Source organism: Streptomyces sp. NPDC046939 (assembly GCF_040644575.1).
Taxonomy (GTDB): Bacteria; Actinomycetota; Actinomycetes; order Streptomycetales; family Streptomycetaceae; genus Streptomyces.
This window is the reverse complement of record NZ_JBEYWV010000015.1, coordinates 178,826-199,283: the sequence shown is the minus strand read 5'-3', so window position 1 is coordinate 199,283 and position 20,458 is coordinate 178,826. Positions and strand designations below refer to the sequence as shown.

The following is a 20,458-nucleotide window of genomic DNA, read 5'->3' as shown; positions in this document are numbered from 1 at the left end:
ACCTTGTACGGCGTGACAGGTTTTGGTCGTGGACATGACGGTTCCGGGTCGACGGCCCGTCAGACAAGGGGATCCGATGGCTGAGGTGGCTCGTGTTCCGTCGCGGCGGGGTCTGTTGGTCGGGGCCGCTGGTGCCGGGGTCGGGGTTGCGTTCGGGGCGGCTTCGGTGGCGGGGGCGGGTGGCGTGCGGGTGGCGTCCGTGATGGTCACCGAGCAGGCCAGTAGGCGGATCCTCGTTCTTGATCCGGGCAAGGGCGTGTGGGACCCGGCTGCCGATCCGGGGGTGGTGCGGTGGGCGTTCTCGCCGCTCGGGGACCGGCGTTACGCGGATCTCGAACCCGAGTCGAGCTGGGTGTATCCGAGCGAGGCGAAGGTGCGGCGGCATCGCGGGCGGATTCTCGTGCTGACCACGGCCTCCTTCGGGTTCGTCGGTGTCGTGGAGTGGCCTGGCGGGCGGCGGTACTGGGGCACGGCCATCGGGCCCGGGGACGACCTCTTCAACCCGCACACCGCGGAGATCCTGCCGGACGGGAACGTCGCCGTCGCGTGCAGCACGGGTGCCCGCGTGCGGCTGTACGCCGCCTCGCTCGGGCCCCGCGCCACGCGGTACGCCGAGGCCGGGCTGAAGGGTGCGCACGGGCTGCACTGGGACCGGCGGCGCCGGGTGCTGTGGGCGATGGGCGATGACGAGCTGGTCGCGTACGAGGTGACCGGTTCGGCGGCGCGGCCCGCCCTCACCCGGCTCTTCGCCGATCCGCTGCCGGTGGCGGCGCCGGGGAAGTCCGCCGGCGGGCACGATCTGTTCCCCGTCGCCGGGCGGCCGGGGCGGATGTGGGTGTCGACCAGCGCGGCCGTCTTCCAGTACGACAAGGCCCGGCGGGTCTTCGTGCAGGACTTCGCCGGGGTCGAGGAGATCAGCCGGAAGGGCGTGAAGTGCGTCGGGGATGATCCGCGTACCGGGCGGGTCGTCACGACCGTGCCGGAGCCCGGGCTGGGAGAGACCTGGTGGACGACGACCGTGAGCCTGCACCGGCCCCCGGGCGCGTACAAGCTGGTGGGTGGCGGGATCTACAAGGCCCGGTGGTGGCTGCCCGTCTGAGGCGCCTGCCTGGCACCGGCCGACGTCACTCTCCGGGGGGTGGCGCGATCTTGCGGTCCAGGGCCATCGAGAGTTCCGCCTCCACCACCGACTTCGCCAGCGGGCGCAGGCGCTGGACGTCCTTCTCCGTGCCGTGGGCGAGGACGAGTTCGGTGAAGAGGGCGGCCATCGCGTCGGCGTGTTCGCGGACGCGGCTCGCCGCCGACAGCACTTCGGCGAGCGGGATGCCCTCGCGGACCAGGGCCGAGGAGACCTCCAGGAGGCGGCGGCTGACGTGGACGATCTCCTCGCCGTCGGTGCCGAGGTAGCCGAGGTCCAGGGCCGCCTGGAGGTTCTCGGGGGTGTCCTGGCCCGCGAAGTGGTCGGCCAGCTCCTCGGGGGTGAGGCGGACCGGGGTCTCCTCGGTGGGTTCGCCGAGGCCGAGGAGTTCCCCGACGTCGCGGCCCCGGTCGAACGCCTCGGAGAGCTCCGTGATGCCGTTGAGCGTGTGGCCGCGGTCGAGGAGCGCGGCGATCGTCCGCAGCCGGGCGAGGTGCGTCTCGTCGTACCAGGCGATGCGGCCCTCGCGGCGGGGCGGCTTGATCAGGCCGCGTTCGCGGTAGAAGCGGACGGTGCGGACCGTGATGCCGGCCGCCGCCGCCAGCTCCTCCATGCGGTATTCGCGGGGAGCGGGCCCGCTTTCCCTGTCGTCGTCTGCGTCCGTCGCCGTTTCTGCCACGCCCACGACCCTAAGCCGTACTGGCGGTAACTTTCCTGGCCCCGACCCCTACCCATGAGTACGGCTCTGCTCTACGCTCCCCATCATGCCAGTGTTCACTGGCAGGGTCGCGCGGCAAGGGAGGCGCCGGAATGCCCGAGCAGGAGCACGAGCACGTGCGGGTGGCGGTGATCGGGTCCGGCTTCGGCGGTCTGGGCGCCGCGGTCAGACTCCGCCGCGAGGGCGTCACCGACTTCGTGGTTCTGGAGCGGGCCGACGCCGTGGGCGGCACCTGGCGCGACAACAGCTACCCGGGGTGCGCCTGTGACGTGCCCTCGCACCTGTACTCGTTCTCCTTCGCCCCGAACCCGGACTGGCCGCGCACCTTCTCCGGACAGGAGCGCATCCGGGAGTATCTGGAGCACGTCGCCGACACGTTCCGGCTGCGGCCGCACATCCGTCTCAACTCCGAGGTCACGCGGGCGCGGTGGGACGGTGAGCGGCTGCGGTGGGTGATCGACACGGCCAGTGGCACGCTCACCGCCGATGTCCTCGTCTCCGCCACCGGGCCGCTCTCCGACCCCAAGGTGCCGGACATGCCCGGCCTCGACACCTTCCCCGGCAAGGTCTTCCACTCCGCCCGCTGGGACCACGGCTACGACCTGCGCGGCAAGCGCGTCGCCATGATCGGCACCGGCGCCTCCGCCATCCAGATCGTGCCCGCCGTCCAGAAGGAGGTCGGGCACCTCACCCTCTTCCAGCGCACGCCCCCGTGGGTCATGCCGCGCGCCGACCGCGCCATCACAAGGGCCGAGCGCTGGCTGCACCGGCAGCTGCCCGTCACCACGCAGGCGCGGCGCGCGGTGCTGTGGGGCATCCGGGAGTTGCAGGTCCAGGCGTTCACCAAGCGGCCCGACGAACTGGGCCTGGTCGAGCGGCTCGCCAAGCGGAACATGTACCGGGCGATCAAGGACCCGGCCCTGCGCGCCAAGCTGACGCCCACGTACCGCATCGGCTGCAAGCGCATCCTGCTGTCCAACACGTACTACCCCGCGCTCGCCCAGCCGAATGTCGACGTCGTCGCGTCGGGGCTGAGCGAGGTCCGGGGCAGCACCCTCGTCGCCGCCGACGGCACCGAGGCGGAGGTCGACGCGATCGTCTTCGGCACCGGGTTCCACGTCACCGACATGCCGATCGCCGAGCGGGTGATCGGCGCGGACGGGATCAGCCTGGCCGAGAGCTGGAAGGGCGGGATGGCCGCTCTGCGCGGGGCGACCGCCGCGGGCTTCCCGAACTTCATGACGATCATCGGGCCGAACACGGGGCTCGGGAACTCCTCGATGATCCTGATGATCGAGGCCCAGCTGAACTATCTGGCCGACTATCTGCGCCAGTTGCGTGTGCTCGGCGGCCGCGTAGCCCTGACCCCGCGCGAGACCGCTGTCACCGGATGGAACAACCGCGTACAGGACCGGATGCGGCGCACCGTGTGGAACACCGGTGGCTGCACGAGCTGGTACCTCGACGAGAACGGGGTCAACACGACCGTGTGGCCCGGCACGACGACCGAGTTCCGGCAGGCCACGCGCCATGTGGACGTGGGGGAGTACGAGGTCTTGCGTGCCCCCGCCCACGCCGGGACGGGAACCGAGAAGAAGGCTGAGGTGAGCGCCGCATGAGCCGGCTGACCCACATGCGGACCGGGCCCTACGCGCCGCCCGTCCCCGCCCGCGAACTGACCGCCGTCTCGGCGGACGGATCACGGCTGTACGTGGAGGTGCACGGGCCCGACGACGCGCCCGCGGTGGTCCTTTCGCACGGGTGGACGTGCTCGACGGCGTTCTGGGCCGCACAGGTCCGTGCCCTGTCCGCCGACCACCGGGTGATCGTCTACGACCAGCGCGGGCACGGCCGTTCACCGGCCGCGACCCGGCTCCCGTACACCGCGGACATGCTCGCCGACGACCTGGAGGCGGTGCTCGGCGCGGTGCTCGCGCCGGGGGAGCGGGCCGTGCTCGCCGGGCACTCCATGGGCGGCATGACGATGATGGCCGCCGCCGGGCGGGAGAAGTTCAAGGAGCACGCGGCCGCCGTCCTGCTGTGCAGCACCGGGAGTTCGCGGCTCGTGGCCGAGGCGACCGTCGTGCCGCTGCTCCTCGCGGGCGCGCTGCGGACCCGGCTGACGAAGTCGGTCCTCGGCTCGAAGGCGCCGCTCGGCCCGGTCACGCCGGTCGCCAAGCGGATATTGAAGTACGCGACCATGGGGCCCGGCGCGTCGCCCGGCCAGGTCGAGGCGTGCGCCCACATTGTCCACGCCTGCCCGCGCGATGTCCGCCACGGCTGGTCGCATGTCCTGGAGACGCTCGACATGGACGCGGCGCTCGCCGAACTGACGCTGCCCGTCGCCGTGCTCGGCGGCACCGCGGACCGGCTCACCCCGATCGTGCACGCCCGCCGGATCGCCGCCGCGCTGCCCGAGTGCGTAGGACTGAGCGAGCTGCCCGGGCTCGGGCACATGACGCCCATCGAGGCGCCGGAGGCCGTCACGGCGGAGATCCGCCAACTGGCCGCCACATACCTGGAGAACCGTACGGAGAAGGGGGCGGAGATCGCATGAGCAGGGTCAGCCTTGAGGGTCAGGTCGCGGTCATCACGGGCGCGGCGCGCGGCGTCGGTGAGCTGCTCGCGCGCAAGCTGTCCGCGCGCGGCGCGAAGATCGCGCTCGTCGGGCTTGAGCCGGACGAGCTGAAGCAGGTCGCGGGGCGGCTGCACTCCGACGCCGACTGGTGGCACGCCGACGTCACCGATCACGAGGCGATGGCGCGGGTCGCCGCCGAGGTGAAGGAGCGGTTCGGGAAGGTCGACATCGTCGTGGCGAACGCCGGTGTCGCCACGGGCGGCCCGTTCGTCGACTCGGACCCGGTCGCCTGGCGCCGGGTCATCGAGGTCAACCTCATCGGTTCCGCCGTGACGGGCCGCGCCTTCCTCCCCGTACTGACCGAGTCGCGCGGCTACTTGCTCCAGATCGCGTCGCTCGCCGCGATCACGCCCGCGCCGATGATGTCCGCGTACTGCGCGTCGAAGTCGGGCGTGGAGGCGTACGCGCACAGCCTGCGCGCCGAGGTCGGCTACAAGGGCGTGAAGGTCGGCGTCGGCTACCTGTCCTGGACCGACACCGACATGGTGCGCGGCGCCGACCAGGACGACGTGATGCGCGAGCTGCGCCAGCGGCTGCCGTGGCCGTCGAACAAGACGTATCCGCTGGGCCCGGCCGTGGACCGGCTCGTGGCGGGCATCGAGAGGCGCTCCTCGCACGTGTACGCGCAGTGGTGGCTGCGGGGCATGCAGGGCATCCGGGGCTATCTTCCCGCGCTCATCGGGACGGTCGGGCAGCGCGAGATGCGCCGGTTCGAGCCGCGGCTCAAGGGTGTGGGCCGGGGGCTCGTGGGTGCGGGCGGAGCGGCCGACGAGTCGGCGCGCACACTGCGCTGACCTGCGGTTTCCCGCACCCGCCACGGTCCGTTATTGATCGAAATGCGGCTGATGTACCGGCGTGTCACGCTGATCGGGCCCCACCCCACCGACCCCTTCGGGAGTGAACACAGCATGGGCATCAAGGACCAGTTCCAGGACAAGGCCGACGACCTCGCCGGCAAGGGCAAGAGCCGCATGGGCGACGCCCAGGACCAGGCGCGCGACCGCGCTTCGCGGGCGCAGGACGAGGCGAGCGAGCGTGCCACGCAGGGCCGTGACCGCGCGCAGGAGCAGCAGGACGCGTTCCGTGAGGACTACGACGCCTGACGCCCTGTCCTGAGAAGAAGTGGCCCCGTCCGGGACGCCGGACGGGGCCACTCGCGTCCGCGCTCAGCGGGGCGGCAGCGGCGGCCTCCGCTTGTCCGGCACGTCCGAGAGGTCCGGCGGTTCGAGCGCGCCCTGCTTCTCCAGGAGGTCGAGCGCGACGCGGACCGCGTCGTCGAGCTGCGCGTAGCGGCCCTCCGCCCAGTCGAGCGGGGTGCGCAGCGCCTCGATGTCGGGGTCGACGCCGCGGTTCTCGATCGACCAGCCGTACTCGGGGAACCAGGCCGCGTTCATCGGCACCGTGATCACCGTGCCGTCGCCGAGCTTGTGGCGTCCGGTCATGCCGACGACGCCGCCCCAGGTGCGCTGGCCGACGACGGGCCCGAGCCCGAGCAGCTTGAACGCGGCGGTGATCATGTCGCCGTCGGAGGAGGTGGCTTCGTCGGCGAGGGCGACGACCGGGCCGCGCGGCGCGTTGGAGGCGTAGGAGACGGCCTGGGCGTTGCGGGTGAGGTCCCAGCCGATGATCTTCCGGCTGAGCTTCTCGACGACCAGCTCGCTGATGTGCCCGCCCGCGTTACCCCGTACGTCGACGATGAGGGCGGGCCGGGACACCTCCATGCGCAGATCGCGGTTGAACTGGGCCCATCCCGAGCCGCCCATGTCGGGGATGTGCAGGTAGCCGCACTTGCCGCCGCTCAGCTCGCGGACGACCTCGCGGCGTTTGGCGACCCAGTCCTGGTAGCGCAGGGGCCGTTCGTCGACGAGGGGGACGACGGCGACGCGGCGCGGCCGGCCGCCGCCCTCCGCACGTGTGAACGTCAGCTCGACGGTCGTCCCGCCCGCGCCCGCGAGCAGCGGGTACGGGCCCGCGACCGGGTCGACCGGGCGGCCGTCGACGTGCGTGAGGATCGCGCCCTCGCGGATGCCGGTGCCGGCGAGCGGGGAGCGGGCCTTGGAGTCGGAGGAGTCGCCGGGCAGGATGCGCTGGACCATCCACCCCTCGTCGCGGCAGACGAAGTTGGCGCCGAGGAGGCCCTGGGCGCGCTGGTAGTGGGCCGGGCCCTCGTTGCGGCGTGCGGCGGAGACGTAGGCGTGGGAGGTGCCGAGTTCGCCGAGGACCTCGCGGAGCAGGTCGGCGAACTCGTCCGGCGACGCGACCCGTTCGACGAGCGGCCGGTACTGGTCGAGCACCCCGGACCAGTCGATGCCGCCCATCCGGGGCTCCCAGAAGTAGGCGCGGATGATCCGGCCCGCCTCCTCGAAGGCGCCGCGCCACTCGGCGGCCGGGTCGGCCTCGTGGAGGATGCGGCGCAGGTCGATCCAGACGGTGGAGTCGCTGTCGCCGCTCTCGGTGGAGGGCACGGCGCGCAGCTCGCCCTCGTCGCCGACGACGAGCCGGGTCCCGTCGCCGCTGACCGCGAACCAGTCCATGTGGTCGACGAGCTGCGTCTTCTTGCACTTGGCCAGCGAATAGTGTTCGAGCGTGGGCTGCGAGGAGGTGTCGGCGGGGTTGGCGAACGTCTCGCCGAGCGCCCCCGAGATCGGCCACCGCAGCCAGACGAGCCCGCCGCCCGCGACGGGGTGCAGGCCCGAGTACTTGGAGGCGGCGACCGGGAAGGGCACGACCCGGCTGGCGAGACCCTCGATCTCCACGGTCGGCGCGGCCTGCGTGAGCCCGGAGGTGTTCTCCTCCACCGGATCGAGCCCGCCCGCCGCCGTGCGTCCGTCGGGCGAGAGCGCGAACGGCGAGGCCGTCGCCGACGACAGCGGGACGAGGTAGGGGCGGCAGCCGAGCGGGAAGGACAGGTCACCGGTGTGCACGTCGTAGACCGGGTCGAAGCCGCGCCAGGACAGGAACGCCAGGTAGCGGCCGTCGCGGGTGAAGACCGGGTTCTCGTCCTCGAAGCGGCCGTCGGTGACGTCGACGATCGTACGGTCCTTGATCCGGGCCATCTTGATCTGCCGCAGGGAGCGGCCGATGCCCGGGTGCGACCAGGTCAGCCAGGCGCCGTCGGGCGAGAAGGCGAGATCGCGGACGGGCCCGTTCACGGACCGGATCAGCTCGACGACCCCACTCGCCGACCCTTCCGACCCTTCCGACTCCTCCGAGCCCTCCGGCTCCTCGCCCGTGTCGATGAGCAGGAGCCGCCCGTCGTGCGAGGCGACGGCCAGGCGCTCACCGTCCGGGTCGCTGACGAGTTCCTGTACGCGGCCCAGGTCGCCGCCCGCGAGCCGACGCGGCGGGCGGTCGCCGCTGGCGCGCGGCAGGTAGGCGATCTCCACGCTGTCCTCACCGGCCGCGTCGGTGACGTAGGCGACCTGGCCGCCGGAGCCGAGCATCTCTGGCAGCCGGACGCGGACGCCCGGGGTGTCGGAAATGGTGCGGGCCGGGCCGTCGCGGTGGGTCAGCCAGTACAGGCTGCCGCGCACGACGACGGCGCTGGCGCGGCCGGTGTCGTCGACCGAGAGCGCGTCGATGTGGAGGGAGGCCGGGACCTGGTAGGAGCGGCGCCCGGCGCGCGGCCCGCCGAGGCGCACGTCGAGGCGGCGCGGCCGCGAGGTGGGCGAGAGGTCGTCGAGGAGCCAGATCTCGCCCGCGCACTGGTAGACGACGCGGGTGCCGTCGCTGGCGGCGTGGCGGGCGTAGAAGGCGTCGTGGTCGGTGTGGCGGGTCAGGTCGGAGCCGTCGGGCAGGCACGAGTAGACGTTGCCGACGCCCTCGTGGTCGGAGAGGAAGGCGATGCGGCCGCCGACGAACATGGGGTCGTCGAGGTGGCCGTCGAGGTCGGCGAGGATGCGCTCGCCGTGCATCCACAGACGGCCCTGCGCGCCGCCCCGGTAGCGCTTCCAGGACGCGGGCTCGTGCGGCGGCGTGCCGGTCAGGAGGAGGGTCTTGCGCTCGCCGTCGACGTCGGCGACCTGGATGTCGGAGACCGGGCCCCAGGGCAGCTTGCCGCCGGGGGAACCGTCGGTGGGGACGCGGTAGGCGAAGGTGAAGTAGGAGAACGGCTCGCCGTGCGAGGCCACCGCGAGGATGTCGCCGTCCGGGGTCCAGCCGCGCACCTGCGTGTCGACGCTGCCCCAGTAGGTGAGGCGGCGCGCGGAGCCGCCGTCCGCCGGGGCCACGTAGATCTCCGGGTCGAGGCTGCGCCAGGTCGTGTACGCGATCCGCTCGCCGTCCGGGGAGAAGCGCGGGTGGCTGACCTTCGTGCGGTCGACGGTGATCCGCCACGCCCGCGCCGAGCCGTCGACGGGCGCGACCCACAGGTCGTCCTCCACGACGAAGCAGAGCCGCTCGCCGCTCAGGTGCGGGAATCGCAGGTATGCCTGGGCTGCATCTTCAGTCACCTCCTCATGCTTTTCCGCGTTCCGGCCTCCGGCAACCGGGCAGGTGTCCCCCCGCGTCCCTACACGTTCCTTACGAGTGTGGTGGACCCCACGTACGAAACCGTTTCGTTTCGTTAGCGGGCGGTATATGTTCAGGGCGTACGAAATCCGAGGAAGAGGTGACGATCATGGTCGCGGAGGCAACGGCGCGCCGCAGCCGGATCACCCCCGAGCGCGAGGCCGAGCTGTACGCCGCCGTGCTCGATCTGCTCCGCGAGGTCGGCTACGACGCCCTGACGATGGACGCCGTCGCCGCGCGGACCCGGGCCAGCAAGGCGACGCTCTACCGCCAGTGGGGCGGGAAGGCGGAGCTGGTCGTGAAGGCGCTGCGGCACCAGAAGCCGCGGTTCGCCGAGATCGACACCGGCTCGCTCCGCGGTGACCTGCACGCGATGGCCGTCCGCGAGGACGACTGTCACATGGAGCAGAACAGCGCGCTGATGCGCGGTCTGATGGTCGCCGTCCACGCCAACCCCGACCTCCTGGAGGCCCTCCGGGAATGGATCGTCGAGCCCGAGCTGTCGGGGCTCGACCGGCTGCTGAAGAGAGCCGTGGAGCGCGGCGAGATCCGGGCCGACAACCCGGCGCTCGGCTATGTGCTCCACATGCTGATCGGCGCGTTCGCCACCCGCACGCTCATCGACGAACAGCCCCCCACCCAGGCCTACCTCACCTCGTACATCGACGCTGTGGTCCTCCCCGCCCTCAGCGCCTGACCCCCGGCACCACCTCACCCCGCACCTGACGCGACCGCTCACGTCGTCGGGCTGACGACCCCTGCCCAGCCGTCCACAACGACCTGACCGGGAGTACGCCCCCCGTGGCCACATTCCTCTACAAACTCGGCAAGCTCGCCTTCCGCCGACGCCACTTCGTCGTCCTGATATGGGTGGCGCTGCTCGCGCTCGCGGGCGTGGGCGCCGCCAGCGCGCCGACCGCCACCTCCAGCTCCTTCTCGATCCCCGGCACCGAGGCGCAGAAGGCGTTCGACCTGCTCGACGCGCGCTTCCCGGGCTCGGCCGCCGACGGCGCCACCGCCCGCATCGTCTTCAAGGCGCCGGCGGACGAGAAGCTCACCGGCGCCGCCAACAAGGCGGACGTCGAGGACACCGTCGCCGCGCTCAAGAACAGCTCCAGGCAGGTCGCGTCGGTCGCGGACCCGTTCGTCGCCAAGACGGTGAGCAAGGACGGCACGATCGCGTACACCACGGCCACGTACAAGGTCTCCTCGATGGAGCTGACCGACGACGACCGGGACGCGCTGCAGAAGGTCATCGACGAGGCGAAGAAGACGGGTCTGACCGTCGAGGCCGGCGGTGACGCGTTCCAGGCCATGCCGGAGACCGGGGCCACCGAGGTCATCGGTATCGCGGTCGCGGCCGTCGTCCTCGTCATCACCTTCGGCTCGCTGATCGCCGCCGGGCTCCCGCTGCTCACCGCGCTGATCGGTGTCGGCATCGGCGTCTCCACGATCACCGCGCTCGCCAACGTGCTCGACCTCGGCTCCACCACCTCGATCCTCGCGATGATGATCGGCCTCGCGGTCGGCATCGACTACGCGCTGTTCATCGTCTCCCGCTACCGCGCCGAACTCGCCGAGGGCCGCGAACGCGAGGAGGCCGCAGGGCGGGCCGTCGGCACCGCGGGCTCGGCCGTCGTCTTCGCCGGTCTGACCGTCGTCATCGCCCTGGTCGGCCTCACCGTCGTCAACATCCCGATGCTGACGAAGATGGGCATCGCCGCCGCCGGCACCGTGGCCATCGCCGTCCTCATCGCGCTGACGCTCATCCCCGCGCTGCTCGGCTACGTCGGCAAGCGCGTCCACGGCCGCAAGGCCCGCAAGGCGCTCGACGCCACCGAGCAGTCCGAGCCCAAGGCCAACATGGGCACCCGCTGGGCCCGGTTCGTGCTGCGCCGCCCGGTCATGGTCCTCGTCGCGGGCGTCATCGGCCTCGGCGCGATGGCCGTCCCGGTCGCCTCGCTCGAACTCGGCCTGCCCGACGACGGCGTGCAGCCCACCGACACCACGCAGCGCAAGGCGTACGACCTGCTCTCCGAGGGCTTCGGGCCCGGCTTCAACGGCCCGCTCATGACGGTCGTCGACGCGAAGGGCGCGGACGACCCGAAGGCCGCCGTCGACCGCGTCGTCAAGGAGATCAAGGGCACGGAGGGCGTCGCGGCCGTCACCCCGGCCACGTTCAACAAGGCCGGCGACACCGCGATCATCAACGTCGTCTCCAAGTACAAGCCGTCCTCCGTCGAGACCGAGGACGTCGTCCACGCCATCCGCGACGCGGGCAAGGACATCAAGGCCGACACCGGCGCCGAGCTCGCCGTCACCGGTGCCACGGCTATGAACATCGACGTCTCGCAGAAGCTCAACGACGCGCTCGTGCCCTACCTCGCGCTCGTCGTCGGCCTCGCCTTCCTGCTCCTGATGGTCGTCTTCCGCTCGATCCTCGTCCCGCTCAAGGCGGCCCTCGGCTTCCTGCTCTCGGTGCTCGCCGCGCTCGGCGCCGTCGTCGCCGTCTACCAGTGGGGCTGGCTCGGCTCGCTCTTCGGCGTCGAACAGACCGGTCCGGTCATGTCGATGATGCCGATCTTCATGGTGGGCGTGGTCTTCGGTCTCGCGATGGACTACGAGGTCTTCCTCGTGACCCGGATGCGCGAGGCGTACGTCCACGGGGAGCGGCCCGCGCAGGCCATCGTCACCGGCTTCCGCCACGGCGCCCGCGTCGTGACGGCCGCGGCGGTCATCATGATCGCGGTGTTCGCCGGCTTCATCGGCTCCTCCGAGCAGATGGTCAAGATGATCGGCTTCGGTCTCGCGATCGCCGTCTTCCTCGACGCGTTCGTGGTCCGCATGACGCTCGTGCCCGCCGTGCTCGCCCTGCTCGGCAAGCGGGCCTGGTGGCTGCCGAAGTGGCTGGACCGCGCGCTGCCCAACGTGGACGTCGAGGGCGAGGGCCTGAACGCGGCCCAGGAGAAGCAGCGGGAGCTCGTCGACGCCTGAGCCCTCAGGGCGTGACCGTCGCCGCCGGGGTGACGGCCGTGTACGTACGACGCAGGAAGCGGATCAGCGCTTTGACGTCGAACTGCACGACCGTCACCCCGTTCGGCTGTCCGGCCTCTTCTGCCCGCGGGTGGAGTTCGATGACGGCCTGGACCCGTCCGCAGGGCCAGATGCGGATGTGCTCACCGCTGACGGGGGCCCGCAGGCCGCTCTCCAGGAGATCGCGCGGGAAGACCCACTCGCCGCGGCCGGGCAGGGAGACGCGGACCCGGCCGTCGTAGCGCAGCACGGCGGGTACGGCCCGGTGGGCGTCGGGGGAGTCGGTGACGACGTGGGCCCGGACGTACTGCTCGACGTACCGCTCGGCGAGGCTCATGGTTACCAATGTCCCATATGTCCGCTTAATCGGTCTGTACGGGCCGGGGCCAAATGGGGCTGAGACGCTCTTGCAAGGCGTTCGCAACAAGGCACTATCATCGAACGGTTAACCATCTGTCCGAGCGCCGGAGTGCCCTGCCATGCATGTACCCGACGGATTCATCAATGCCCCCGTCTCGGCGGCCGCCGGTGTCGTCGCCGCGGGCGCCGTCGCCGTCAGCCTGCGCGGCGCCCGCCGTGAGCTGGACGAACGCACGGCGCCGCTGGCCGGACTCGTCGCGGCGTTCATCTTCGCCGTGCAGATGCTGAACTTCCCCGTCGCGGCGGGGACCAGCGGCCACCTCCTCGGAGGCGCCCTGGCCGCGATACTGGTCGGCCCCTACACAGGGGTCCTCTGCGTCTCCGTCGTCCTCCTCATGCAGGGCGTCCTCTTCGCGGACGGCGGCCTGACCGCGCTCGGCGTCAACATCACGGACATGGCGATCACCACCACGGTCGTCGCCTACCTCGTCTTCCGGGGCCTCGTGAAGGTCCTGCCGCGCAGCCGCCGCTCGATCACCGTCGCCTCCTTCGCCGCCGCCGTCCTCTCCGTCCCGGCCGCCGCGCTCGTCTTCACCCTCTTCTACGCCGTCGGAGGGACGACCGACGTCTCCATCGGCAAGGTCGCCACCGCGATGATCGGCGTCCACGTCCTCATCGGCATCGGCGAGGCCGTGATCACCGCGCTCACCGTCGGCGCGGTCGTGGCTGTGCGCCCCGACCTCGTGTACGGCGCCCGCGGCCTGCACCGGCCGCTCAAGCTCAAGGTCGGCGGCAAACTGGTCGACGCCCCCGCCGCCGCGCCCGCCCCGGTGGCCGCGCGCTCGCACCGCAAGCTCTGGATCACCGGCCTGGTCACCTCCCTCGTCCTCGCCGGGTTCGTCTCCTTCTACGCCTCCGCCAACCCCGACGGCCTGGAGAAGGTCGCCCACGACAAGGGCATCGACAGCAAGACCAAGGAGCACGCCGCCGCCGACTCCCCGCTCGCCGACTACGGCGTCAAGGACATCACCGACGCCCGGCTCTCCGGCGGCCTCGCCGGGGTCATCGGCGTCGGCGTGACCGTCGTCGCCGGTTCCGGGATCTTCTGGGCGCTGCGCAGGCGCCGTACGAGCGACGCGGCCTCCACCGAACTCACCGCGACGGAATCGGTCTGACATGGGCGCCGGACACGCCCACCGCCTCTACCGCGCCGGTCACTCGCCCGTCCACGCGCTGCCCCCGCACACCAAGCTCGCCGCGGTCTTCTGCTTCGTCGTGGTCGTCGTCTCGACGCCGCGCGAGGCGATGTGGGCGTTCGCGCTGTACGCGATGCTGCTCGGCACGGTGGCGTACGTGGCCCGGATCCCGGCGGGCTATCTGCTGAAGCGCCTGCTGATCGAGGTCCCGTTCGTGGCGTTCGCGGTCCTGATGCCGTTCGTCGCGGAGGGCGAACGGGTGCAGGTGCTCGGCATGTCGCTGAGCGAGAGCGGCCTGTGGGGCGCGTGGAACGTGCTGGCGAAGGGCACGCTGGGCGTCGCCGCGTCGGTCCTGCTGGCGTCGACGACGGAGCTGCGGGAACTGCTGCTCGGCCTGCAACGCCTGAAGCTGCCGCCGCTCCTGGTCCAGATCGCCTCCTTCATGATCCGCTACGGCGACGTCATCACGGACGAGATGCGGCGCATGAAGATCGCCCGTGAGTCGCGCGGCTTCGAGGCGAGCGGCGTACGCCACTGGGGCGTCCTCGCCAAATCGGCCGGGGCGCTGTTCATCCGCTCCTACGAACGGGGCGAGCGCGTGCACCTGGCGATGGTCAGCCGGGGCTACGCCGGTGCGATGCCGGTGATCGACGAGGTGACGGCGGACCGGGCGCAGTGGCGGGCGGCACTGGCCCTCCCGTGCGCGGCGCTCGTCATCTGTCTGCTGGGATGGACCCTGTGACTGCCTCTCTCGAAGTTTCCGGCCTGGCCTTCGCCTACCCCGACGGCCACCAGGCCCTCTTCGGCGTCGACCTGACCATCGGCAAGGGCGAACGGGTCGCGCTGCTCGGCCCGAACGGCGCCGGGAAGACCACCCTCGTCCTGCACCTCAACGGCATCCTGACAGGCGGCGCGGGCACGGTGACCGTCGCCGGGCTGCCCGTCGACAAGCGGAACATGGCGGAGATCCGGCGCAAGGTCGGCATCGTCTTCCAGGACCCGGACGACCAGCTGTTCATGCCGACGGTCCGCGAGGACGTGGCCTTCGGCCCGGCGGCGGCGGGCATGAAGGGCCCCGAACTCGACGCCCGGGTCCGCAAGGCGCTCGCCTCCGTCGGCATGGCGGAGTACGCGGACCGGCCCCCGCACCACCTCTCCTTCGGCCAGCGCCGACGCGTGGCGGTCGCCACCGTCCTCGCGATGGAACCGGAGATCCTCGTCCTCGACGAACCGTCCTCCAACCTGGACCCGGCATCGCGCCGCGAACTCGCCGACATCCTGCGCTCGCTGGACGTCACCGTCCTGATGGTCACGCACGACCTGCCCTACGCCCTGGAGCTCTGCCCCCGCTCGGTGATCCTCAGCGAGGGCGTCATCGCGGCGGACGGCGCCACCGGCGACCTGCTCATGGACGAGGACCTGATGCGGGCCCACCGCCTGGAGCTGCCGTTCGGCTTCGACCCCAAGTCGGTGGCGGGGAAGACGGCTTGAGCGGGATCGCGGCGGAGGCCGTCACCACGCCCCGTCTCGACCTGCTCCCCCTGGAGGTCGCGCACGCGCCCGAAATGGCCGGCGTCCTCGCCGACCCGGCGCTGCACACGTACATCGGCGGCACCCCGCACACGCCGGACGCCCTCCGCGCCCGCTACGCACGCCTGGCCGCGGGCTCCCCGGACCCGGCCGTCACCTGGCTGAACTGGGTGATCCGCCTGCGCGCCGAGTCCTGCCTGACGGGCACCGTGCAGGCGACCGTGAACGGTTCCGTCGCGGAGGTCGCCTGGGTGGTGGGCACGCCGTGGCAGGGCAGGGGCATCGCCGGGGAGGCGGCGCGGGGCCTCGTCGACTGGCTGGCCGCGACGGGTTTTTCGCGGACGGTGATCGCCCACATCCACCCGGACCACCACGCGTCCGCCGCCGTCGCCAGGTCGGCCGGGCTGGCCCCGACCGACGTGGTGGAGGACGGCGAGACGCGGTGGAGCCGGGCGCTCTGACGGGCTTCCGGAGTGGAATCAACCGGCATCGTTGCCTGTTGCACCCACCGTGGATACAGCAGTGAACGGCGCGACCGCCCCCGGATTCGAAGGCGTCAGGACGGCCTTCACCAGGAACTTCGAGGAGGCGGGCGAGCGCGGCGCGGGCGTCGTCGTCTACCAGGACGGCCGGGAGGTCGTGAACCTGTACGCGGGAACGCGGGACGTGGACGGCGACGCGACGCCCTGGGGCCCCGGCACCGCCCAGATCCTGCGCTCCGCCACCAAGGGCGTGGCCGCCGCCGCGCTGCTCCTGCTGCACCAGCGCGGAGAGCTGGACCTGGACGCGCCGGTCGGGGCGTACTGGCCCGAGTTCAAGGCGCGGGGCAAGGAGGACACGCTCGTACGGGACGTCCTGGCGCACCGCGCCGGAGTGCCCGCCCTGGACCGCCCGCTGACCCCGGCCGAGGCCGCCGACCCGGAGCGCGGGGCGGCGGCGGTCGCCGCGCAGGCCCCGTTCTGGGCGCCCGGCACGGACCACGGCTACCACGCGCAGACCTTTAGCTGGCTCACCGGTGAACTGGTGCGCCGGGTCACGGGCCGGTCCCTGGGCACGTTCGTCGCCGAGGAGATAGCCGGTCCGGCCCGCGCGGAGGTATGGATCGGGCTGCCGGACGCGCAGGCCCACCGCGCCGGACGCGTAGGCCCGACCGAGGCCCCGGTGGTCCCCGGCGCCCCCCGCGCCAAGCCCAAGCGGGCCCTGGTCGAGGCGTACACGAACCCCGAGTCGCTGACGCGACGGGCCTTCGACTCGATCACCCCGGCACCGGACGAGAACGACCCGGCGTACCGCGCGGCCGAACTCCCCGGCTCCAACGGCATCGGCACGGCGGAGGGCCTGGCCCGCTTCTACGCGTCCCTGATCGGCGAGGTGGAGGGCGGTCACCGCCTGTTCACCCCGGAGACGATGCGACTGGCCCGTACGGAAGCCTCGTCCGGCCCGGACCGGGTCCTCGCCGTCCCCTCCCGCTTCGGCCTCGGCTACATGCTGCACGGCATCGCCTCCCCGCTCCTCACCCCGCACTCCTTCGGCCACCCGGGCCGCGGCGGCGCCCTCGGCTTCGCCGACCCGGAGACGGGCATCGCGTTCGGCTACGTCACGAACGGGATGCGCCAGGGAGTGACGGCGGATCCACGGGCGCAGGCACTGGTACGGGCGGTCCGCGAGGCCACGCTCACGGCTGCGGCGGCAAGGTCCTGAGCCCCGCGACGAACCGTCCCCAGACCCCGCGCCCGAAGCGCAGTGCGCCGCCACGCGGATCCTTGCTGTCCCGCACGGCGACACCGTGGGCCAGCCCGGCGACCTCGACACAGTCCCCACCACCGGAGCCGCCTCCGCTGCCGCGTGCGCCGCGAACCAGTTGATCCACACCCGGTGACCTTCGCCCGCCCCCCGAGTAGCGTCGGGCCCCATGACACGCTTCGAAGGGCATGCCGCCATGGTCACCGGTGCGGGGCGCGGTATCGGGGCCGCCGTCGTCCGGCGGCTCGCTTCCGAGGGCGCTCAGGTCCTCGTCACCGACGTCGACCTGGACGCCGCCGAGAAGATCGCCGGGGAGGTGCGGGAACGGGGCGGCGCCGCCGTGGCGCACCTCTGCGATGTCGGGGACCGGCGCTCCGTGGAGGGCGCCGTCGCCGCCGCCGTCGAGAGCTTCGGGCGGCTCGACGTCCTCGTCAACAACGCCTACGCCTGCCACCCCGACGCCCCGCTCTTCGAGGACGAGGACGACGAGGTGTGGGCCCGCGACCTCGACCTCTCCCTCACCGGCGCCTACCGCTGCTGCAAGGCGGCCCTGCCGCACCTCGTCGCCTCCGGGCGCGGGGCCATCGTGAGCATCGGCTCCGTCAACGGCCTCCAGGACTTCGGCAACCACGCCTACAGCGCCGCGAAGGCGGGCCTGGTCTCCCTGACCCGTACGCTCGCGGGGCACGCGGGCCCGCGCGGCGTCCGGGTCAACCTGGTCGCCCCGGGCACCGTCCGCACCCCCGCCTGGACGGGCCAGGGTCGCGACCCCGACGTGATGCGGGAGCTGTATCCGCTGGGCCGGGTCGGGGAGCCGGAGGACATCGCGGCGGCGGTGGCGTTCCTCGCGTCCGGCGACGCGGCGTGGGTGACCGGTGTGACACTCCCCGTCGACGGCGGCATCACGGCGGTGAACTCGGGGTTCAAGCGCGCGGCCCCGTGAACCGCCGGGCCGCTCACCCCGCGTGCAGCATCAGCCCGATCCCCGCCACCATGACGCCCGCCGCCACGATCCGGGGCAGCCCGAATCGTTCCTTGAAGAACACCGCCCCGATCGCCGCGCCCACGATGATCGACGACTCGCGCAGCGCGGAGACCGGGGCCAGGTCGGCCCGTGTCTGCGCCCACACCACGAGGCCGTACGCCGTCACGGACAGCGCCGCGCCGACCAGTCCGAGCAGCGCGAACGGCCGTAGCCGCAGGACCGTTTCGCCGCGCCAGCGGTACACCGCGTACGCCGGCACACCGACCCCTTCGAGCACCATCAGCCACGCGATGTACCCGACCGAGGTGCCGGAGGCCCGCACCCCCAGCCCGTCCACGACCGTGTACGCGGCGATGGAGACCCCGGTCGCGAGCGCCGCCCCGATCGCCTTCCAGTCGGGGCGCCGCCCTGAGCCCCGTAGACCCCACACCGCGAGCCCGGTCAGCCCCGCGCACGACACCGCCACGCCCGCCGCCTGCCAGCCGCCCGGGATCTCGCCGGCGAAGACCGCCGCGAGGGCCGTCACGACGAGCGGGGCGGTGCCGCGGGCGATCGGGTACGCCTGGCCGAAGTCGCCGAGGCGGAAGGAGGTCATCAGGAGCGCGTAGTACGCGATGTGGATGACCGCCGACAGGACCAGGTACGGCCACGCACCCGCCGCCGGGAGCGGGGCGAACGGGGCCATGAGCAGCCCGATCAGCGCGCCGCCGCCCGAGATGAGCGTGAAGCCGACGAGCTTGTCGGTGATGTGGTGGGCGAGGGCGTTCCAGGACGCGTGCGTGACCGCGGCGAGGAGGACCGCGGCGGCGACTATGGGAGGCACGCGTGTGTCCCGCTCAGCCGGCGCCGTTCAGCAGCATCGCGCGGACCACCGGGCCCGCCGAGTCGCCGCCGTGCCCGCCCTGCTGCACCACGGCCGCCGCCGCGAGATCGCCGCGCCAGGCCGTGAACCAGCCGTTGGGTTCCTTCTGCCCGTCGACCTCCGCCGAACCGGTCTTCGCGCCCATGTCGGAGCCGAGCCCCGACATCGGCTTGACCGCCGTACCCGCGATCGCCGTGTAGTGCATCAGTTCGCGCAGGTCCGCGACCGTCCCTGCCGACATCGTCCGCGACGCCTTCGCCAACGCGCGGTGGTCGACGTCCGGTGAGACGAGGTAGGGCTGGTGGAAGGTGCCGGACTTCACGGTCGCCGCGACCGACGCCATGTTCAGCGGGTTCATCCGGACGCCGCCCTGCCCGATCAGCGACGCCGCCATCTGCGCCTCCGACTGCACGGGCACCGATCCGTCGAAACTCGGCACGCCGATCGCCCAGTTGTTCAGTCCGAGTCCGAAGACCTGCTGCGCCTGCTTGGTCAGCGAGTCGTTCTCCAGCTTCGGGGCCTGGCTGATGAAGGCGGTGTTGCAGGACGCGGCGAAGCTCGCCTTGAACGTGCCGTTCTTGATCTGGAACTTGTCGTCGTTCTGGAACTTCCAGTGCCCGTACGTGAAGTACTTCGGGCACGGGTGCTTCTTGTCGACGCCCGCGAGGTTCTTCTCCAGGAGCAGCGACGACGTGATGATCTTCATCGTGGAGCCGGGGGCCAGGGAGCCCTGGAACGCGGTGTTGAAGCCGGGGCTGGAGTTGGCCACGCCCAGGATCTCGCCGGTCGAGGGCCGCAGCACGACGACCGACGCCCGCTCGCGCGACGCGACCTGCTTCTCGGCCGCTGCCTGCACGGACGGGCTGATCGTCGTCCGCACCGTGCCGGGCGTGCCCTCGGAGAGGGTGAGCAGCGTCTTGTCGGGCACGGCGTTCTTCTCCGCACCCTTCTCGGACTCCTTGCGCACGACACGCAGTTCGACGCCCGCCGTGCCACCCGCCTTCTTGCCGTACTTCTCGCGCAGCCCGTCGATGACGGTCCCGAGCGAGGGGTACTTCTTCGCGGACAGCTCGCCGCCCGCGCGGTCCACCGCCTTGACCGGCGGGTCACCGGCCTCCCCGGTGACGAGCCGGTCGCCGTCCTTCAGTTCGGGGTGCGCGACGGACGCCTGCCAGTCGACGAGCACCTTCCCGTCGCTCTCGCGGCGCACGGCCGTCAGCGCCGAGTCGTACGCGTACGGCTTGCTGAACCCGGGGCCACCGGCCTTCTTCGCGTACGAGACCATCGACGTGACGTGGAAGGGGACCTTGGCGCCCGCCGGGGTGCCCGGGGTGACCTTCACACCGGTGAGGTGGGCGTCCTTGACGAGACCGGTGAGCGCGGCCCGGGCGGCGGGCGCGTCGTCGGTGTACGAGGCCGCCTTCGCCGCGTCGCCGGACTGCCAGGCGGTGAGGAACGCGTCGGACACCGCACGGACCTCGGCGGCGCTCGGCGGGCCCGACGGGACCTTCGGCTTGTCGTCGGCCGCCGCCGCGGAGGACGCCGTACCGCTGTCCATCAGGGCGTACGCGCCGACGCCCGCCCCGACGACGGCGACCACGGCGGCCGCCCCGATCACCAGTGTGCGGGTGTTGCGGCGCTCGGGTTCCCTGCGCCTGCCTCTGGTGCCCAACGTCGTCCTCCGGTGTTTCTGCGGGTGGCCCAGGTTACGGGGTGGCCCAAGTCGCGGCTGTCGTAGGACTGAAC

At 72.1% G+C, this 20,458-nt stretch carries 19 protein-coding genes; 13 read left to right on the top strand and 6 right to left on the bottom strand.

The annotated features are described in order from the left end of the window. Nucleotides 1-190 precede the first annotated feature (190 nt). Entirely contained in the window at nucleotides 191-1,099 is a 909-nt protein-coding gene (locus ABZ877_RS18775) for a DUF6528 family protein (RefSeq protein ID WP_361072048.1), read from the top strand. Between the two features lie 25 nt (nucleotides 1,100-1,124). Here ABZ877_RS18775 and ABZ877_RS18770 read toward each other — a convergent pair whose 3' ends face one another. Then, on the bottom strand, nucleotides 1,125-1,751 hold the full coding sequence (locus tag ABZ877_RS18770) for a MerR family transcriptional regulator (RefSeq protein WP_361072116.1): 627 nt from the start codon (nucleotides 1,749-1,751) through the stop codon (nucleotides 1,125-1,127). 197 nt (nucleotides 1,752-1,948) lie between these two features. On the opposite strand from ABZ877_RS18770, the gene ABZ877_RS18765 reads away from it, so the two are divergent. From ABZ877_RS18765 to ABZ877_RS18750, 4 genes are read left to right on the top strand one after another with little or no spacing between them, the layout of a single operon-like run. Then, nucleotides 1,949-3,475 carry an NAD(P)/FAD-dependent oxidoreductase gene (locus tag ABZ877_RS18765; RefSeq protein WP_361072044.1) on the top strand — a complete coding sequence of 509 codons (1,527 nt, stop codon included), beginning with the start codon at nucleotides 1,949-1,951 and terminating at the stop codon, nucleotides 3,473-3,475. Then, nucleotides 3,472-4,413: an alpha/beta hydrolase gene (locus ABZ877_RS18760; protein WP_361072041.1), complete on the top strand. Its 942-nt coding sequence runs from the start codon at nucleotides 3,472-3,474 to the stop codon at nucleotides 4,411-4,413. Before ABZ877_RS18765 ends, ABZ877_RS18760 begins: the two co-directional genes overlap by 4 nt. Further along, nucleotides 4,410-5,288 (top strand): SDR family oxidoreductase, encoded by an 879-nt coding sequence (locus tag ABZ877_RS18755; protein ID WP_361072038.1) that lies wholly within the window; start codon nucleotides 4,410-4,412, stop codon nucleotides 5,286-5,288. The genes ABZ877_RS18760 and ABZ877_RS18755 overlap by 4 nt, the downstream gene beginning before the upstream one ends. Before the next feature lie 33 nt (nucleotides 5,289-5,321). Next, entirely contained in the window at nucleotides 5,322-5,597 is a 276-nt protein-coding gene (locus ABZ877_RS18750) for a hypothetical protein (protein ID WP_361072035.1), read from the top strand. 63 nt (nucleotides 5,598-5,660) lie between these two features. Here ABZ877_RS18750 and ABZ877_RS18745 read toward each other — a convergent pair whose 3' ends face one another. Continuing rightward, nucleotides 5,661-8,945 (bottom strand): S41 family peptidase, encoded by a 3,285-nt coding sequence (locus ABZ877_RS18745; protein WP_361072032.1) that lies wholly within the window; start codon nucleotides 8,943-8,945, stop codon nucleotides 5,661-5,663. A gap of 167 nt (nucleotides 8,946-9,112) precedes the next feature. On the opposite strand from ABZ877_RS18745, the gene ABZ877_RS18740 reads away from it, so the two are divergent. Together ABZ877_RS18740 and ABZ877_RS18735 are read left to right on the top strand one after the other, a co-directional pair. Further along, a complete protein-coding gene (locus tag ABZ877_RS18740) occupies nucleotides 9,113-9,700 on the top strand; it encodes a TetR/AcrR family transcriptional regulator (RefSeq protein ID WP_361072029.1) in 588 nt (195 codons plus the stop codon). A 104-nt stretch (nucleotides 9,701-9,804) separates the two neighbouring features. Beyond that, entirely contained in the window at nucleotides 9,805-11,997 is a 2,193-nt protein-coding gene (locus tag ABZ877_RS18735) for an MMPL family transporter (protein ID WP_361072026.1), read from the top strand. A 4-nt stretch (nucleotides 11,998-12,001) separates the two neighbouring features. On the opposite strand, the gene ABZ877_RS18730 is transcribed toward ABZ877_RS18735, so the two are convergent. Beyond that, nucleotides 12,002-12,373, bottom strand: a complete 372-nt coding sequence (locus ABZ877_RS18730) for an SsgA family sporulation/cell division regulator (protein WP_361072023.1) — start codon at nucleotides 12,371-12,373, stop codon at nucleotides 12,002-12,004. Between the two features lie 142 nt (nucleotides 12,374-12,515). Between ABZ877_RS18730 and ABZ877_RS18725 the strand changes: the two genes are divergently transcribed. The 5 genes from ABZ877_RS18725 (at nucleotide 12,516) to ABZ877_RS18705 (ending at nucleotide 16,823) form a co-directional block, all read left to right on the top strand. After that, on the top strand, nucleotides 12,516-13,571 hold the full coding sequence (locus ABZ877_RS18725; RefSeq protein WP_361072020.1) for an energy-coupling factor ABC transporter permease: 1,056 nt from the start codon (nucleotides 12,516-12,518) through the stop codon (nucleotides 13,569-13,571). 1 nt (nucleotide 13,572) lies between these two features. Beyond that, entirely contained in the window at nucleotides 13,573-14,334 is a 762-nt protein-coding gene (cbiQ, locus tag ABZ877_RS18720; RefSeq protein WP_361072017.1) for a cobalt ECF transporter T component CbiQ, read from the top strand. After that, entirely contained in the window at nucleotides 14,322-15,083 is a 762-nt protein-coding gene (locus tag ABZ877_RS18715; protein WP_361072014.1) for an ABC transporter ATP-binding protein, read from the top strand. Before cbiQ ends, ABZ877_RS18715 begins: the two co-directional genes overlap by 13 nt. Next, nucleotides 15,080-15,583, top strand: coding sequence for a GNAT family N-acetyltransferase (locus ABZ877_RS18710; protein ID WP_361072011.1), 504 nt, complete (start codon nucleotides 15,080-15,082; stop codon nucleotides 15,581-15,583). The genes ABZ877_RS18715 and ABZ877_RS18710 overlap by 4 nt, the downstream gene beginning before the upstream one ends. 61 nt (nucleotides 15,584-15,644) lie before the next feature. Next, nucleotides 15,645-16,823 (top strand): serine hydrolase domain-containing protein, encoded by a 1,179-nt coding sequence (locus tag ABZ877_RS18705; RefSeq protein WP_361072008.1) that lies wholly within the window; start codon nucleotides 15,645-15,647, stop codon nucleotides 16,821-16,823. Here the strand turns inward: ABZ877_RS18705 and ABZ877_RS18700 are convergent. Further along, nucleotides 16,798-17,055 (bottom strand): DUF397 domain-containing protein, encoded by a 258-nt coding sequence (locus ABZ877_RS18700; protein WP_361072005.1) that lies wholly within the window; start codon nucleotides 17,053-17,055, stop codon nucleotides 16,798-16,800. The two genes, ABZ877_RS18705 and ABZ877_RS18700, sit on opposite strands and share 26 nt — an antisense overlap. Between ABZ877_RS18700 and ABZ877_RS18695 the strand changes: the two genes are divergently transcribed. Then, nucleotides 17,035-17,808, top strand: coding sequence for an SDR family NAD(P)-dependent oxidoreductase (locus ABZ877_RS18695; protein WP_361072002.1), 774 nt, complete (start codon nucleotides 17,035-17,037; stop codon nucleotides 17,806-17,808). The two genes, ABZ877_RS18700 and ABZ877_RS18695, sit on opposite strands and share 21 nt — an antisense overlap. Before the next feature lie 13 nt (nucleotides 17,809-17,821). Here ABZ877_RS18695 and ABZ877_RS18690 read toward each other — a convergent pair whose 3' ends face one another. Together ABZ877_RS18690 and ABZ877_RS18685 are read right to left on the bottom strand one after the other, a co-directional pair. Then, complete coding sequence (locus ABZ877_RS18690) at nucleotides 17,822-18,673, bottom strand: DMT family transporter (RefSeq protein ID WP_361071999.1); 852 nt, start codon at nucleotides 18,671-18,673, stop codon at nucleotides 17,822-17,824. 13 nt (nucleotides 18,674-18,686) lie between these two features. Next, complete coding sequence (locus ABZ877_RS18685; RefSeq protein ID WP_361071996.1) at nucleotides 18,687-20,384, bottom strand: penicillin-binding transpeptidase domain-containing protein; 1,698 nt, start codon at nucleotides 20,382-20,384, stop codon at nucleotides 18,687-18,689. Between the last annotated feature and the right edge of the window lie 74 nt (nucleotides 20,385-20,458).